This is a genomic window from Pseudomonas sp. 15A4, from assembly GCF_016925575.1.
Classification (GTDB): domain Bacteria; phylum Pseudomonadota; class Gammaproteobacteria; order Pseudomonadales; family Pseudomonadaceae; genus Aquipseudomonas.
The window spans coordinates 1,724,664-1,740,200 of sequence record NZ_CP068986.1; the positions used below are offsets into that span (position 1 = coordinate 1,724,664).

The 15,537-nt window shown below is 61.1% G+C and carries 12 protein-coding genes and 3 pseudogenes; 4 read left to right on the plus strand and 11 right to left on the minus strand.

Annotation, left to right across the window (positions count from 1 at the left end):
• Nucleotides 1-1,062, plus strand: coding sequence for a lipoyl synthase (lipA, locus tag JN403_RS07785; RefSeq protein ID WP_122536892.1), 1,062 nt, complete (start codon nt 1-3; stop codon nt 1,060-1,062).
• A gap of 81 nt (nt 1,063-1,143) precedes the next feature.
• On the opposite strand, the pseudogene JN403_RS07790 reads toward lipA, so the two are convergent.
• The 5 genes and pseudogenes from JN403_RS07790 to leuS all read right to left on the minus strand — a co-directional run bounded on the left by JN403_RS07790 (nt 1,144) and on the right by leuS (nt 7,197).
• Nucleotides 1,144-2,480 (minus strand): annotated as a pseudogene (locus JN403_RS07790) (lytic murein transglycosylase).
• Nucleotides 2,481-2,566: 86 nt separating this feature from the next.
• Nucleotides 2,567-2,725 (minus strand): alternative ribosome rescue factor ArfA, encoded by a 159-nt coding sequence (gene arfA, locus JN403_RS07795; RefSeq protein WP_205486644.1) that lies wholly within the window; start codon nt 2,723-2,725, stop codon nt 2,567-2,569.
• A gap of 95 nt (nt 2,726-2,820) precedes the next feature.
• Nucleotides 2,821-3,858, minus strand: a complete 1,038-nt coding sequence (gene holA, locus JN403_RS07800) for a DNA polymerase III subunit delta (RefSeq protein WP_205486646.1) — start codon at nt 3,856-3,858, stop codon at nt 2,821-2,823.
• 41 nt (nt 3,859-3,899) lie between these two features.
• The gene (gene lptE, locus JN403_RS07805; RefSeq protein ID WP_122536896.1) at nt 3,900-4,505 is read right to left on the minus strand and encodes an LPS assembly lipoprotein LptE; all 606 of its coding nucleotides are present in this window, start codon (nt 4,503-4,505) and stop codon (nt 3,900-3,902) included.
• An 85-nt stretch (nt 4,506-4,590) separates the two neighbouring features.
• Nucleotides 4,591-7,197, minus strand: coding sequence for a leucine--tRNA ligase (leuS, locus tag JN403_RS07810; RefSeq protein ID WP_205486651.1), 2,607 nt, complete (start codon nt 7,195-7,197; stop codon nt 4,591-4,593).
• A gap of 300 nt (nt 7,198-7,497) precedes the next feature.
• Here leuS and JN403_RS07815 point away from each other — a divergent pair, with 300 nt between their 5' ends.
• Together JN403_RS07815 and JN403_RS07820 are read left to right on the plus strand one after the other, a co-directional pair.
• Nucleotides 7,498-7,869 (plus strand): hypothetical protein, encoded by a 372-nt coding sequence (locus JN403_RS07815; protein ID WP_205486652.1) that lies wholly within the window; start codon nt 7,498-7,500, stop codon nt 7,867-7,869.
• 85 nt (nt 7,870-7,954) lie between these two features.
• On the plus strand, nt 7,955-8,716 hold the full coding sequence (locus JN403_RS07820; protein WP_205486653.1) for a YdcF family protein: 762 nt from the start codon (nt 7,955-7,957) through the stop codon (nt 8,714-8,716).
• Nucleotides 8,717-8,872: 156 nt separating this feature from the next.
• On the opposite strand, the pseudogene lnt reads toward JN403_RS07820, so the two are convergent.
• The 5 genes and pseudogenes from lnt to miaB all read right to left on the minus strand — a co-directional run bounded on the left by lnt (nt 8,873) and on the right by miaB (nt 14,383).
• Nucleotides 8,873-10,392, minus strand: a pseudogene (gene lnt / locus JN403_RS07825) (apolipoprotein N-acyltransferase).
• 26 nt (nt 10,393-10,418) lie between these two features.
• Complete coding sequence (locus tag JN403_RS07830; protein ID WP_065988361.1) at nt 10,419-11,261, minus strand: HlyC/CorC family transporter; 843 nt, start codon at nt 11,259-11,261, stop codon at nt 10,419-10,421.
• Nucleotides 11,262-11,266: 5 nt separating this feature from the next.
• The gene (ybeY, locus tag JN403_RS07835) at nt 11,267-11,782 is read right to left on the minus strand and encodes an rRNA maturation RNase YbeY (RefSeq protein ID WP_122536902.1); all 516 of its coding nucleotides are present in this window, start codon (nt 11,780-11,782) and stop codon (nt 11,267-11,269) included.
• Complete coding sequence (locus JN403_RS07840; protein WP_205486654.1) at nt 11,775-12,791, minus strand: PhoH family protein; 1,017 nt, start codon at nt 12,789-12,791, stop codon at nt 11,775-11,777. Before JN403_RS07840 ends, ybeY begins: the two co-directional genes overlap by 8 nt.
• 263 nt (nt 12,792-13,054) lie before the next feature.
• The gene (gene miaB / locus JN403_RS07845) at nt 13,055-14,383 is read right to left on the minus strand and encodes a tRNA (N6-isopentenyl adenosine(37)-C2)-methylthiotransferase MiaB (RefSeq protein WP_172609812.1); all 1,329 of its coding nucleotides are present in this window, start codon (nt 14,381-14,383) and stop codon (nt 13,055-13,057) included.
• Nucleotides 14,384-14,514: 131 nt separating this feature from the next.
• Between miaB and JN403_RS07850 the strand changes: the two genes are divergently transcribed.
• Nucleotides 14,515-14,841: a DUF1820 family protein gene (locus tag JN403_RS07850; RefSeq protein ID WP_037018011.1), complete on the plus strand. Its 327-nt coding sequence runs from the start codon at nt 14,515-14,517 to the stop codon at nt 14,839-14,841.
• 6 nt (nt 14,842-14,847) lie between these two features.
• On the opposite strand, the pseudogene JN403_RS07855 reads toward JN403_RS07850, so the two are convergent.
• Nucleotides 14,848-15,413, minus strand: a pseudogene (locus JN403_RS07855) (tetratricopeptide repeat protein).
• Nucleotides 15,414-15,537: the final 124 nt, after the last annotated feature.

Here is a 15,537-nt window from a genome sequence, read left to right on the forward strand (position 1 = left end):
ATGACTACCGCGTATGAGGCAGCTGACACTGTCGTGAATACAGAGAATGCCGTACAGACCCTGATCCCGACAGTGAGCGTGGCCACGCCTGAGCGTGTGGCCCGTCCGAAAGTGGAGGCGGGCGTGAAGCTGCGCGGCGCGGAAAAAGTCGCGCGCATCCCGGTGAAGATCATCCCGACGGTCGATCTGCCGAAGAAGCCGGACTGGATTCGCGTGCGCATCCCGGTCTCGCCGGAAGTCGACCGTATCAAAGCGCTGCTGCGCAAGCACAAGCTGCACAGCGTGTGCGAAGAGGCATCTTGCCCGAACCTGGGCGAGTGCTTCTCTGGCGGCACCGCGACCTTCATGATCATGGGTGACATCTGCACCCGTCGCTGCCCATTCTGCGACGTCGGCCATGGACGTCCGAAAGCGCTGGACACCGATGAGCCGAAGAACCTGGCCGTCGCCATCGCTGACCTGAAACTCAAATACGTCGTGATCACCTCCGTTGACCGTGACGACCTGCGCGACGGCGGTGCTCAGCACTTTGCCGACTGCATCCGCGAGATTCGCCTGCTGTCGCCAAACGTACAGCTCGAGACCCTAGTCCCGGATTACCGTGGCCGGATGGACATCGCGCTGGAAATCACCGCCGCGACGCCGCCAGACGTCTTCAACCACAACCTCGAAACCGTGCCGCGCCTGTACAAGGCTGCGCGCCCGGGTTCGGATTACCAGTGGTCGCTGACCTTGCTCAAGCGCTTCAAGGAAATGGTCCCCCACGTGCCGACCAAATCCGGGCTGATGCTGGGGCTGGGCGAGACTGACGAAGAAGTCATCGAAGTCATGCAACGCATGCGCGAGCACAACATCGACATGCTGACCCTGGGCCAGTACCTGCAACCGTCGCGCAACCACTTGCCAGTGCAGCGCTTCGTGCACCCGGACGTCTTCGACTGGTTCGCCGAAGAAGGCTACAAAATGGGCTTCAAGAACGTCGCCTCCGGCCCGCTGGTCCGCTCCTCGTATCACGCGGACGAACAGGCCAAGCTGGTCAAGTCGCTGCTCACAGCAGGCTGATCACAGCGTCGTAAATGCAAAAAAACGGGCCGGATAGAAATATCCGGCCCGTTTTTTTGTGTTGCGTTTGATTCTGCGCAGTTACGGCTGGCGCAACTGCTGCAGCAATTCTTGGGTCGGATACCCGTCTGCAGGCCAGCCAAAGGATTGCTGTGCACTGCGAATCGCTTTACGTGTGTTGGCGCCGATGATCCCGTCCGGGGCGCCCGCGTCGTACTGGCGGGCAGAGAGCAGCGTCTGCAGTTCAATGCGCTCGGAGCGGCTCAACGGACGATCGCCGCGCGGCCAGCTGCCCTGCACATAACCGCCACCATTGAAGCGCTCGGACAGCAAACCGATCGCCAGCGCATAGGACGACGAGTTGTTGTACTTGAGGATGGCGCGGAAGTTATCCATCACCAGAAAGGCCGGGCCTTTGTAGCCCGCAGGCAGCAGCAAGGCCGCCTGCTGTTGCAGCAAATTGGCCGGCAACGCTGAACCGTTTGGCAGCTTCAGCCCCAGCTGTTGCCATTCGCTGATGGATTTACGGGTTGAAGCGTCGGCCAGCGCGTAGTCGAAACCCTGAGCCAGTTGCACCTCAAAGCCCCACGGCTGACCTTTCTGCCAGCCCGAGCTTTGCAGGTAATGTGCAGTGGAGGCGAGGGCGTCGGTGGGGAGTTCCAGATGTCACGGCGACCGTCGCCGTCGAAATCCACCGCGTGGGTGTTGTAGGTCGTCGGTATGAACTGCGTCTGGCCCATGGCGCCGGCCCACGAGCCCAGCATGCTCGGCGCATCGATATCGCCGTGCTGGATGATCTGCAGCGCGGCGATCAGTTGGTCTTGGGCAAACTGCGGTCGGCGGCCTTCATAGGCCAGCGTCGCCAGTGAGCGAATCACTGACTGAGTGCCCTGGAACTGGCCGAAGCTGCTCTCCATGCCCCACACGGCGACCAGTGCCTGCCGATCAACGCCATAACGCTGCTCGATGGCGCTCAGCGCGTCGGCGTATTGGTTGAGCAGGGCCTGACCCTTGCGCACGCGCACGGCAGACATGGCGCCGTCGAGGTATTCCCACACCGGGCGACTGAATTCCGGCTGACTGCGATCGGCCTTGACCACGCTCATGTCGGGCGTGATGCCAGCAAAGGCGTTATCGAACACCTCGGGGCGCACACCGGCGTTCAGCGCCAGAGTACGGAACTGGCTCTGCCACTCACTGAAAGTCATTGCAGGCTGGATTTCAAAGTTGCCGTCGTCAGGCTGCGCAACAGCGCCGGAGGGCGCGGGCAGACTTTTGACAACTTGCACCGCGGGTGCGGCCTGGAGCGGGGTGGCAACGGCAGCGGTAGGCTGCTCGGCACAGGCAACCAGCGCAAAGAGGCTGGAGGCGGCGATCAACTGGCGAAGGTGCCAGCGACGGGGAAAGCTTGGGGGCATTCTGGGGTCCACAGGGCTAAACCGGAAGGTACAGACCTTAACATGCCGGCCCTGTTGGTGGGGCGTCAGTCAGTAACCTGAAGTTTTCAAGCCGCCATAACGGAAGAAGCCTCCCAGCTTTTAGACTGGAAGGCTTCGCGGCGGTAGCTGCCTTTGCCTTTGCCGGGTTGTTCCTGACGGCTGCGGAACAGTGGCTGGGCGATGATGGATTTGGCCTTGTTCGGCCGCTTTTTGACTTTGCTCATGGCGTTCTCGCTCAAGTGGTGGGATGGAGCAGCGGGGATATTCTGCCAGTTCGGCGCCGCTGTCCAATTAACCTGAGCTATCGAACCGTTACCGATTATTCCGCCGGCAATGCCAACCGTTGCCCTGCCATCAGCAGCGTCAGTCGACTCAGGCTGCTCCAGACCGAGCCTTGCGCCTGGCCTTTGATTTGCGCGTCGATGTGTTGGGCGTCCATCAACAGCTGACCCCAGCGTCGCGCGGAGTGGCGTTGCAGGGCCTTGCTCATCAACGGCTTGCGCTTGTCCCAGATGGGCGGCCGCGCCTGGCTGAAGGCTTTGTCCAGCGGGATGCCCTGACTGAACTGCAACGTCAGATTGGCCAGCACACGAAGCTCGCGGGAAAGCGCCCAGAGAATCACCGGAGGTTCGACACCTTCGCCGCGCAGCCCTTCAAGCATGCGCAGCGCATGGGCCGCTTCGCCATTGAGGATCGCGTCGGTCAGCCCGAAGACATCGAAGCGCGCGCTATCGGCCACCGCAGCCTGCACGGTCTCGACCGTAATCTGGCCTTCGTCGGCCATGAGCTTGAGCTTTTCAATCTCCTGCGCAGCCGCTAGCAAGTTGCCTTCCACCCGAGCGGCGATCAGTTCGATGGCGTCCGGCGTGGCTGCGAGGCCGGCCTGTGACAGGCGCTGACGAATCCATTGCGGTAACTGGCTGGCGTCCACCGGCCAGATCTGCACGAACTGGGTTTGTGGCCCTTCGACCAGAGCCTTGCCCCACTTGGTTTTCTGCGCCGAGCCGTCGAGCTTGGGCAGGCTGATCAGCAGCAGCGTGTCCTCGGCAGGACGGCCGCAGTACTCCAGCAATGCGGCAGCACCTTTGTCGCCGGGTTTGCCGGACGGCAGGCGCAACTCCAGCAGCCTGCGCTCGGCGAACAGCGACATGCTTGCGCCCGCCTGGAGCAGGGTGCCCCAGTCGAAGCTCGAATCGGCGCTGAACACCTGACGCTCGTCATAGCCTTGTTGACGCGCAGCCGCACGGATGGCGTCGCACGCCTCCTGACATTGCAGCGGGTCATCGCCGCTGACGATGTAGACGGGCGCAAGAGTGCCTTGCAGGTGTTTGGAAAGCTGGGCGGGGGCGAGTTTCATGGGTCAAAAAGATCGGGGCCGGCGAACCGGCCCCGATGCCGTCACTTGGACGGGATTTCGATTGGCGACTGTTGTGGCGTCTCGTCGCGAATGCGCTGAGCAGCGGCTTCGGCATCAGCCTGGGCGCGGGCAGCGGCGTCAGCTTTGGCTTGCAGCTCGTCGAGACGTTGAGGGGACAGCTGTTGCAGACGGGCCAATACCTTCTGCACGAGGTCAGTGCGCATTTCCTTACGGATCTGATCGGCTTCCTGGTCAGAGCCAATCAGGTTGTTGCCGTCATGCACGAAAACCTTCTGCGACTGCACTGAGTCATCGATCAGCAGGACGTCCTTGCTACCGTGGATCTCATACTTCAGCACGGTGGTCAGTTCGTATTCGGCAGAACGGCCTGAGCCGGCGTAGCTCGCGGTGCGCTGGGCTTCGTCTTCACGGGCGATGAACAGCTTGTACTGCGCGCCGGTGTAGACGTGTACGCCGCTGTTGGTCAGGGTCTGACGCAGTTGAGTGACGACGTCGCCATAGGCGTCGCGGGCGCTCACGTCCAGCTCCTTGAGCGACAGGGCATTGGTGCCAGTGCCGCGCAGCTGGAAACCGCAGGCGCTCAGCAAAACCGCGAGTCCCATTACCAGCAGATTGCGTTTGATCATCTTGTTGCTCCCTTGAATCCGTTAGAGCCCGGCACCCCGGGTTCTTGAAATTGATGCGGCGCCTGCAGGCAGGCGCCCGATTGCGTCAGCTGGCGACGATGTTAACCAGTTTGCCCGGCACCACGATCACTTTGCGGATCGTCAGGCCGTCGATGAAGCGCAGGACGTTTTCGTTGATCCGTGCGGCAGCCTCGACTTCTTCGCGGGTGGCGCTGGCCGGCATCTCGATGTGGCCACGCAGCTTGCCATTGACCTGAATCACCAATTGCAACGTGTCCTGCACCAGTGCCGAGTCATCGACCACAGGCCAGCCGGCGTCAATGATCGGGTCGGAGTGGCCCAGCGCTGCCCACAGCTCGTGGCTGATGTGCGGGGTGATCGGCGCCAGCAACAGCGCGACGGTCTCCAGACCTTCCTGCAACAGCGCGCGGTCCTGAGCCGAAACCTGCGGCGCCTTTTCCAGGACGTTCATCAGCGTCATCACCTGAGCGATGGCGGCGTTGAATTTGTGATGCTGCCCAACGTCCTGACCGGCTTGCTTGATGGCCAGGTGAATCGAGCGGCGGATGGCTTTCTGGTCGTCGTTCAGAGCGGTTTTGTCGAGTGCGCCTGCAGCGCCCGCCGTCACGTGGGCCTGAGCCAGACGCCAGACGCGCTTGAGGAAGCGGTGCGAGCCTTCCACGCCAGAGTCAGACCATTCCAGGCTCATGTCGGGCGGCGAGGCGAACATCATGAACAGGCGGCAGGTGTCTGCCCCGTACTGGTCGATCATCGACTGAGGGTCGACGCCGTTGTTCTTCGATTTGGCCATCTTTTCGATGCCGCCGATTTCAACCGGCTGGCCGTCGGCAATCAGTTTGGCACCGATGATTTTGGCTTTGCTGTCGCGTTCGAACTCGACGTCTGCCGGGTTGAACCAGGTTTTGCTGCCGTTGGCTTCCAGACGGTAGAAGGTCTCGGCCACGACCATGCCCTGGGTCAACAGGTTCTTGAACGGCTCGTTGGAGCTGACCAGGCCTTCGTCGCGCATCAGCTTGTGGAAGAAGCGCGCGTACAGCAGGTGCAGGATCGCGTGTTCGATACCGCCGATGTATTGATCAACCGGCAGCCAGTGATTCGCGGCCTTCGGGTCGACCATGCCGCCTTCGTAATGAGGCGAGGCGTAGCGGGCGAAATACCACGAGGACTCGACGAAGGTGTCCATGGTGTCGGTTTCGCGCTTGGCCGGTGCGCCGCAGGTCGGGCAACTGCACTCGTAAAACTCGGGCATGCGCGCCAGCGGTGAGCCCGCGCCATCCGGTACCACGTCTTCAGGCAGCTTGACCGGCAGTTGATCTTCCGGGACAGGCACGTCGCCGCAGGTGTCGCAGTGAATGATCGGGATCGGGCAGCCCCAGTAGCGCTGGCGGCTGATGCCCCAGTCGCGCAGGCGGAACTGGGTGCGGGACTTGCCCAGTTCTTTCTTGAGCAGCGCGGCTTCCATGGCGTCGAATGCGCCGGCGAAATCCAGGCCGTCGAACTCACCGGAGTTGATCAACTGACCGTGCTCGCCGTATGCGTCCTGCCACGGCGCAGGGGTTTCATCGCCGGCGCTGGTGCGCACAACGGCTTTGATGGGCAGGCTGTACTTGGTCGCGAATTCAAAATCACGTTCGTCATGGGCAGGAACCGCCATGACCGCGCCGTCGCCGTAATGCATCAGCACGTAGTTGGCGACCCACACCGGCAGTTTCTCGCCGGTCAGCGGGTGTTCGACGAACAGCGAGGTCGGCAGGCCTTTCTTTTCCTGGGTGGCGACGTCGGCTTCAGCGACACTGCCGCTTTTGCATTCGTTGATGAACGCTTGCAGCTCGGGATTGTTCTGCGCAGCCAGGGTCGCCAGCGGGTGCTCGGCGGCAACGGCCACGTAGGTCGCGCCCATCAGGGTGTCGGGGCGGGTGGTGAAGACTTTCAGGGTACCGGCTTCGCCGATGGACGCCTGGTCGTACGGGAACTGCACTTCCATGCCGCGGGATTTGCCGATCCAGTTGCGCTGCATGGTCTTGACCTGTTCAGGCCAGCCCGGCAACTCGTCGAGGCTCTCCAGCAGCTCATCCGCGTAGGCGGTGATCTTGAAGTAGTACATCGGAATTTCGCGTTTTTCGATCACCGCGCCCGAACGCCAGCCGCGCCCGTCGATGACTTGCTCGTTGGCCAGAACGGTCTGGTCGACCGGGTCCCAGTTCACGGTGCCGTTCTTGCGGTAGATCACGCCTTTTTCGAACAGGCGAGTGAACAGCCATTGTTCCCAGCGGTAGTAATCGGGTTTGCAGGTGGTGATTTCGCGGGACCAGTCGATCGCCAGACCCAGGCTCTTGAGCTGGTTCTTCATGTAGGCGATGTTTTCGTAGGTCCACTTGGCGGGGGCGACGTTGTTCTTCATCGCGGCGTTTTCCGCCGGCATGCCGAACGCGTCCCAGCCCATCGGCTGCAGCACGTTTTTGCCTTGCATGCGCTGATAGCGGGCGATCACGTCGCCAATGGTGTAGTTGCGCACGTGACCCATGTGTAGCTTGCCGCTGGGGTAAGGGAACATCGACAGGCAGTAAAAGGTGTCCTTGCCTGGCTGTTCACTGACTTCAAAAGACTTTTGCTCGTCCCAGAAGGTCTGGGCGGCGGCTTCGATTTCGCGGGGCTGGTAGAGTTCGTGCATGGCTACTTTTGGCTGAAATGAGTGACCCTTGACCGCTTCTCGGCGTGACCGGATCAGGAGGCCTTCGCATGCCAGACGAGGCCGTCCGCATTGCGATGCATCCCTGCCCGGTTGGGCGGAAGTGGATTTACAGGAAGCGCCGTAGCATACATGAGGCTACCAAGCCGAGGGAAACCCTGATTGCGTGCTCAAGACTCGGCATCTGCGGCATCCGCCGTTGGTCGCGGCATCGCGCCGGTTTTTGCAGCGGCGCTAAGCTCACTGACGGGGGTAAGTGTTTATCTTCAGTGAGGTGAACGGATGGCAGAGCTGCAGCATGAAGTAGAGCAACCTGATGTGTATGACCGTTTGATCGATCGTCTGGGCCTGGCTCTGGACACGGCAAAAACAGCGGTGCGGCTTCGGAACGAATCCCCCGCCGAGCTTGAGTTGCGTGGCTTGAGTCACGCCGAGTTTCAGCTGATCGAGGCTTATCTGGGCAGAACCGAAGTCGCTCTCAAAGAAGATTTTCCGAGCGTCACGAGGGCACGTTCCAGCACCTCACGGGAGCCTTCCGAGCCGATGCGAGCGCCCCATCCTCACGCCAATGTCATCTGGCTCAAGGATCAGCGCCGAGCCAAAGTGTCGGCAAAGTTGAGTCGCTACAGTTCCACCAAACATTTCAAGCGTTAACTTCTGCGGGGGCTGACCCCGGCCAATCGAGCATTGCTGCTTAGCGTCATTGCTTCTAGGCTTCGGGCATCTTTGGAGATGCCCGATGCCCTTTCGTTACTTCATTAAAAACCTGCTGCTGCCTCCGGGCGTGTTCCTGCTGATATTAGTGCTCGCCTGGTGGTTGAGAAATCGCCGGCCAGTGTTGGCGCGGGTGCTGTTCGTCATCGGCGTTGGCGGCATGACCGCAATGAGTCTGCCAATCGTGGTGGAGTGGTCGGCGAAGGGTATCGAGCGCATTCCGCCGCTGCCGCAGAGCGAGTGGGCAACGCTGGCGCAGCGGGCAGACGCGATCGTGATTCTAGGGTCAGGCCGTGAGCGCAACGACCCGAGCTGGGGCACTGACATCCCGACGGGCGTTGCGCTGGAGCGCATGCGATACGCCGCGCGTCTGTCGAAGGCGTCCGGTTTGCCGATCCTTACCACCGGCGGGCTGCATTACGGTGAGCCGCCGAGCGAGGCGGCGATCATGGCCGATTCCCTGCGCGACGACTTTGGCGTGAGTGTCCGTTGGCAAGAAGGTGAAAGCCGCACGACCTGGGAAAACGCCAACATGACCGCCGCGATGTTATTGCCCCAAGGCATCAAACGCGTGGTGGTGGTGACCCAGGCGTGGCACATGCCGCGTTCGGTCTGGAGTTTCGAGAAGGCCGGATTCACCGTAGTCCCGGCGCCTGTGGGATTCCTTAGCGTGGACAACGCCCGCCCGTTCGGTGGCTGGACGCCGGAGGCGAGGGCAGTGTGGCAGAACGGGCAATTGATCAACGAAGCGGCGGGGTTGGTGGGATATAGGCTGTTTTACCGGTGACCTGAACAGCAGGCCCCTGATGGGACTGCCGTGGTTATTGTAGGACCGGCTTTAGCCGGGAAGGCGTCGGGTGTCACACCGCATATTTGATGGTGTTCATGCAGGCCTCTTCCCGGCTGAAGCCGGTCCTACAGGTCGTGCGCCCCCATGCTGCTATTACACCGCCTTCGCCATCCTGCCGGCAAAGAATGCCCAGCCGATCAGCAGCAGCGACAACACGATCAGCGGCCACGAGCGCCAGTGCAGGTACGGTGTGAGGTTTTGCATCGGGGTCACTTCGCCGTACATCACCGCGCGTTCGAATTGCGGCACGGTGGTGGTGATTTTGCCAAACGGGTCGATCAGCGCGCTGACGCCGTTGTTGGTGGCGCGGATCATCCAGCGGCCGGCTTCCAGTGCGCGCATCTGCGCCATCTGCAAATGCTGCAGCGGGCCGATGGAGGTGCCGAACCAGGTATCGTTGCTGACCGTCAGCAGCAGATCGCTTTGCGCCGCCAGCCCTGCGGCGAACTCCGGATACACCACTTCATAACAAATGAACGGCGCGATTTCATAGCCCTTCGCCTGCAACAGCGCTTGCCCGGATGGCCCGCGGGCGAAGTCGGACATCGGCAGGTTGAAAAACCCGATCAGCCCGCGCAACAGGTCCTGCAGCGGCACGTACTCACCAAACGGCACCAGCTTCTGTTTCAGGTAAGTGCCATCGCCTTCGCCGGTGACGGTGATGGCGTTGTAGTAACGGTATTCCCCATGGGTGCCTTTCTCACGCAGCGGCACGCCGGTGATCAGTGCCGAATCCCGGTCGGCCGCAAACTTGCCCATCACCGACAGGTAACCTTCGACCGACTCCTTGAGAACAGGCACCGCTGTTTCCGGCCAGATGATCAGGTCAGCTTTTTTCGAGGTGAACGTCATGTCGCGGTACAGGGCGAGTTGCGCGTTCAGCGCCGCCGGGTCCCACTTCATGCTCTGCTCGACGTTGCCCTGCATGGCCGCGACGGTCAGTGGCTTGCCGGAAGGCTCGGTCCAGGCGTGATTTTTCAGCGCCAGCCCGGCAACCCAGGGTGCCAGCAGCAACACGATGCCAGCCGCCAGCTTCGGCGCGCGCGTCCGCAAGCGAGGCAAGTTGCACAGCAACGCGGCGCTCAACGCGAGCACGAAGGAGATCAGCCACATGCCGCCCACTGGCGCGAGGCCTTTGAGGGGCCCGTCCAATTGGCTGTAGCCGGAATAGAGCCAGGGAAACCGGTGAGGAACCAGCCGCGAAACATTTCCTGGCCGAACCACAGCGCCGCGAAGGCCAGTGAATCGGCGAGCGGGGCTTCGTTGCGGCGGATCCAGCGGGCCCAGATCCAGGCTGGCAGGGCGAAGAAGAACGCCACCGACGCACAGAAAAGCACCATCAGGAACACGGCAAGCCAGACCGGCGCCTCGCCGTAGGTGTGGATGCTGACGTAAATCCAGCTGGTGCCGCCGCCGAACAGGCCAAACCCGTAGGACCAGCCGCGCCAGAGGGCCTGACGCGGTGTGAGGTCTCGCAGGCCGAGATAGAAAACCACCAGCGCGACAATCGCCAGTGGCCAGATATCGAACGGTGCCAAGGCCAGGGTAATCAACGCGCCGGCCACCATGGCCAGCAGGTTACCGGGCCAGCCGGGGCGGGTGATCCAGCGCATTTACATTCCTTAAAGCGGGTAGGGCGTTACGTGCGGTTGATCGGGCTCAGGCGCAGCAAGTGAATACGACGGCTGTCGGCATTCAGGATGCGGAAACGGTACGCGCCGATTTCGGTGATTTCATTACGCTTGGGCAGATGCCCGAACGCGTTCATCACCAGGCCGCCCACGGTGTCGAATTCGTCATCGGAGAACCCGCTGTCGAAGAACTCGTTGAAGCTCTCGATCGGGGTCAGCGCCTTGACCAGGAAGTCGCCACTGGGCAGCGGCTTGATGTAGCTGTCTTCCTCGACGTCGTGCTCGTCCTCGATGTCGCCGACGATTTGCTCAAGCACGTCTTCGATGGTCACCAGACCCGCCACGCCGCCGTATTCATCGATGACGATGGCCATGTGATTGTGGTTGGCGCGGAATTCCCGCAACAGCACGTTCAGACGCTTGGATTCAGGGACGAAGGTCGCCGGGCGCAGCAGGCTTTTCACGTCGCCGCTGCCACCGTCTTCCTTGAGAATCAGCGGCAGCAGGTCCTTGGCGAGCAATACGCCCAGCACGTCATCGTGGCTTTCGCCGATGACCGGGTAACGCGAGTGCGCCGAGTCGATCACGGCTGGCAGAAACTCGCGTGGAGTCTGGCTGGCTTTGATGCTGATCATCTGCGAACGCGGCACCATGATGTCGCGGACCTGCAGGTCCGCGACCTGGATGGCACCTTCGACGATGGCCAGCGCTTCACTGTCCAGCAGCTTGTTCTGATGGGCTTCGCGCAGCAGCTCCAGTAGCTCCTGACGGTTTTTCGGCTCATGGGCAAATGCCTGGGTCAGTTTGCCCAACCATGACTTTTGCCCGTTGCTCGATCGGTCTTCGCTCATAGCCCTTACTCGTGGTCCTTGGCTGATGTTTCTAAATGGGGTGTGTCGGAATGCGGGGTGTTGACGGTTTCGTCGTCGGCGTAAGGATCCGGATAGCCAAGTTCTGCAAGCAACTCCCGTTCCAGCGCTTCCATCTCTTCGGCTTCGTCATCATCGATGTGATCGTAGCCCAACAGATGCAGACAGCCATGAATCACCAGATGCGCCCAGTGGGCGTCCGGTGACTTGCCTTGTTCAGCGGCTTCACGGGTGACGACAGGCACGCAGATGACCAGATCGCCCAACAGCGGGATGTCCAGCATCTCGTCGGGGACGTCGGCAGGAAACGACAGCACGTTGGTGGCGTAATCCTTGTGCCGCCACGTGTTGTTCAGCTCCCGGCCTTCGGCTTCGTCGACAAGGCGAATGGTCAGTTCCGAATCAGCCGAGCGCTGGCGCAGGCCCATTTCACACCAGAGGCGGAACTGGGCTTCGCTTGGGGCGCTGGCCTCGCTCGCACGTTGCAGATCCAGCTCAAGCATCGCGGCGAGTGTCCCGTGAACCCTGGGGAACGGCCGGGTTGTCGTTGCGCTCTTCGTAGCGCTCGTACGCTTCGACGATGCGCTGCACCAGCGGATGGCGCACGACATCCTTGGGCTTGAAGTGGGTGAAGCTGATGCCCGGCACGTCCTTGAGCACGTCGATAACGTGGTTCAACCCGGATTTAGTGCCTTTGGGCAGGTCGATCTGGGTGACGTCACCGGTGATCACGGCCGTGGAGCCGAAACCGATACGGGTCAGGAACATTTTCATCTGCTCGACGGTGGTGTTCTGACTCTCGTCGAGAATGATGAAGCTGTTATTAAGGGTGCGACCGCGCATATAAGCCAACGGTGCGACTTCGATCACCTGCTTCTCGATCAGCTTGGCGACGTATTCGAAGCCGAGCATTTCGTACAGCGCGTCATACAGCGGGCGCAGGTACGGGTCGATTTTCTGGGACAGATCACCGGGCAGGAAGCCGAGCTTTTCGCCCGCTTCTACGGCAGGACGCACCAGCAGGATGCGGCGGATGGTTTCGCGCTCAAGCGCATCCACCGCAGCGGCCACCGCCAGATAGGTCTTGCCGGTACCGGCCGGGCCGATGCCGAAGTTGATGTCGTTGGCGAGGATTTCCTTCACGTACCGCTGCTGATTCAAGCCACGCGGGCGAATCATGCCTTTCTTGGTACGCAGAGCGACGCCGACTTCGGCAGCAGGGTGGTTATCCAGCTCTTCGACGCCGGACTCCTGCAGGAACAGATGAACCATGTCCGGGGACAGTTCGGTCGCTTTCGTTTCCCGATACAGCCGGCGCAGCAGGTTTTCTGCCGAGGTGGTTTGTTTGCGCTCGCCGATCAGCTCAAACTGGGCTCCGCGATTGCGGATCTCGATGTTCAGGCGCTGTTCGATCAAGCGCAGGTGCTCGTCGAATTGCCCGCAGAGATTGGCGAAGCGGTGAGCCTCGATAGGTTCGAGGCTGAAGCGATGTGGTTCGATAGGTGCGTTCAAAGTGGTTTTGGGCCGCCCGACGGCAATGTGAAGTGACGTGAAGGATAACCCCTGCAGGCAGTGTCCGGAAGGGTTCACTCACGAATGGATAAATGAGGTGTGCAGACACCCGGCAGGGTGCCCTCTAACAGACAGCCTGCCGGCCTTGCGAACTGAATTGCGCGCCGGTGCAGCCGACGTATGGCTGCTTTCCGGCACCTGATTCAACGCCCGTGCCTGCGCACAAACACTCATGCGTGGCGACTACATTGGGGCGCTTTGGCTTATTGCAACAACGACCCGCGCAGCGAGTGAGGTTGGGCGCTGTCGATGTAGACGTCGGTGAACTGGCCGATCAGCCGGGGGTTGTCGCAGCGGAAATTGACGATGCGGTTGTTCTCGGTACGGCCCTGCAGTTCGCCGGGGTCCTTCTTCGAGTAATCGGTGACCAGAATGCGTTGCACCGTGCCGGCCATCTTGCGGCTGATGTCCAGGCCCTGACGGTTGATCAGGTCCTGCAGCTGCTTGAGGCGTTCTTTCTTCACCTCTTCTGAAGTGTCGTCGGCCAGATCGGCCGCGGGTGTGCCGGGGCGCGCGCTGTAAACGAAGGAGTAGGAGAAATCCATGCCGACGTCTTCCACCAACTTCATGGTTTGCAGGTGATCTTTCTCGGTTTCGCCCGGGAAGCCCACGATGAAGTCGGAGCTGATGCAGATGTCCGGCACCGCTGCGCGCAGCTTGCGCAGGCGTGACTTGTACTCGAGTACGGTGTGATTGCGTTTCATCGCCGCGAGAATCCGGTCGGAACCTGATTGCACGGGCAAGTGCAGATGCTTCACCAGCTCCGGGACTTCCGCGTGGGCCTGTATCAGGCTGTCGGAGAATTCCAGCGGGTGCGAGGTGGTGTAGCGAATGCGGTCGATGCCGTCGATGGCGGCAACCACGCGGATCAGTTCGGCCAGATCAGCGAGGCGTCCGTCGTGGGTCGTGCCACGGTAGCCGTTGACGTTCTGGCCCAGCAGGGTCACTTCACGCACGCCGTTCTCGGCCAGGTGAAGCACCTCGTTGATGACGTCGTCGAACGGTCGGCTGACTTCTTCGCCACGGGTGTAAGGCACCACGCAGAACGTGCAGTACTTGCTGCAGCCTTCCATCACCGACACATAAGCGCTCGGGCCATCGACACGGGGCTCGGGCAAGTGGTCGAATTTTTCGATTTCCGGGAACGAGACGTCGACCTGAGGCAGGCGCGTGATGCGCGCGGCGTCTATCATTTCCGGCAGACGGTGGAGGGTCTGCGGGCCGAACACTACGTCGACGTAAGGCGCGCGGTCGCGGATGGCCGCGCCTTCCTGACTTGCCACGCAGCCACCGACGGCGATGACCATTTCCGGATTTGCCAGCTTCAATTCGCGCCAGCGGCCAAGCTGGGAGTACACCCGGTCCTGCGCCCGCTCGCGAATCGAGCAGGTGTTGAGCAGGATGACGTCAGCGTCTTCCGCCCGTGCGGTGACTTCCAGTGCTTGATGTTCGCCCAGCAGATCGACCATGCGCGAGCTGTCGTACTCGTTCATCTGGCAACCGTGGGTTTCGATGTAAAGCTTCTTGGCCATGCGGGGGTTCATCAGGTGATTCAAAGAACCGCGCATTATAGGGATGCGGGCCCCGGCTTCCTAGCGTCGTCTAACCAGCGGCATGCTATAGTTCGCGCCCTTTTCAAAACGCTGATCACTGCCTGCCTGTTATGACCAAACGCGAAGCTCCAATCTACAAGGTGATTTTTCTCAACCAGGGACAGGTGTTCGAGATGTACGCCAAACAGATCTATCAGAGCGATCTGTGGGGTTTTCTGGAAGTGGAAGAATTCGTCTTCGGCGAGCGCACCACCGTCGTGGTCGACCCTAGCGAAGAGAAACTCAAAGCGCAGTTCGATGGCGTTGTGCGCAGCTTTGTGCCGATGCACTCGATCGTGCGGATCGATGAAGTGGAGCGGATGGGCACCGCGAAGATTTCCGAAGCGCGTCACACCGGCAACGTCATGCCGTTTCCGATGCCGATGCCGGACAAGTAATCCCGATTAAGGCTTGGCGCTGTCGTCAGGGAAGGGCGCAAACGGTGTGCGTCCTTCAGCGGTCTGCAGCTCCAGCAGGTATTTGCGGAAGATCTGCCCGAGCACTTGGGTGGCCACTTCCAGATCTTCGCGCTTCATCTGCGCGGACACTTCATCCGCCTGATCCAGCGCATCTTCCGAACCGTTCACCGCCGCCATCTTCAGCACGATGTACGCCTGGATGTTATTGGCCTGCACCCCTTCGCCACGAAAGAACATTAAACCCAGTTGGTACTGCGCCTGAGCATGTCCTTGCAACGAAGCTTTTTCGAAGTAGTTGAGCGCCTGGGGCAAATCGCGCGGCGCACCTTTGCCCTCGTAGTAGAACTCCCTAACTCGTATTGCGCCTGCGCATCCCCATCCTGAGCCGCCTGCTGACAAGCGGACAACGCTGCTGGCAGGTTGTCTGGCTGGGTATTGAGGGTGCAACGACCCACCGCCGGGATCAACAACGAGTTGCCACCTGCATTTGCCAGCAGGGGATGAAGAAGCAACAGGCAGCCCAATGCAAGGGCGCGGCCGGTGCGATTCATGGAAGTCGACTTACCTCTGAAAAAGGTGCGGGCATGCCCGTCCAGCGAAACGTGCTGGCTGCGCATTATGAAATAAGCGGGGGCAACCTTACAAAGTCTTTACTGATTTTCTGCTGCGCGGGCT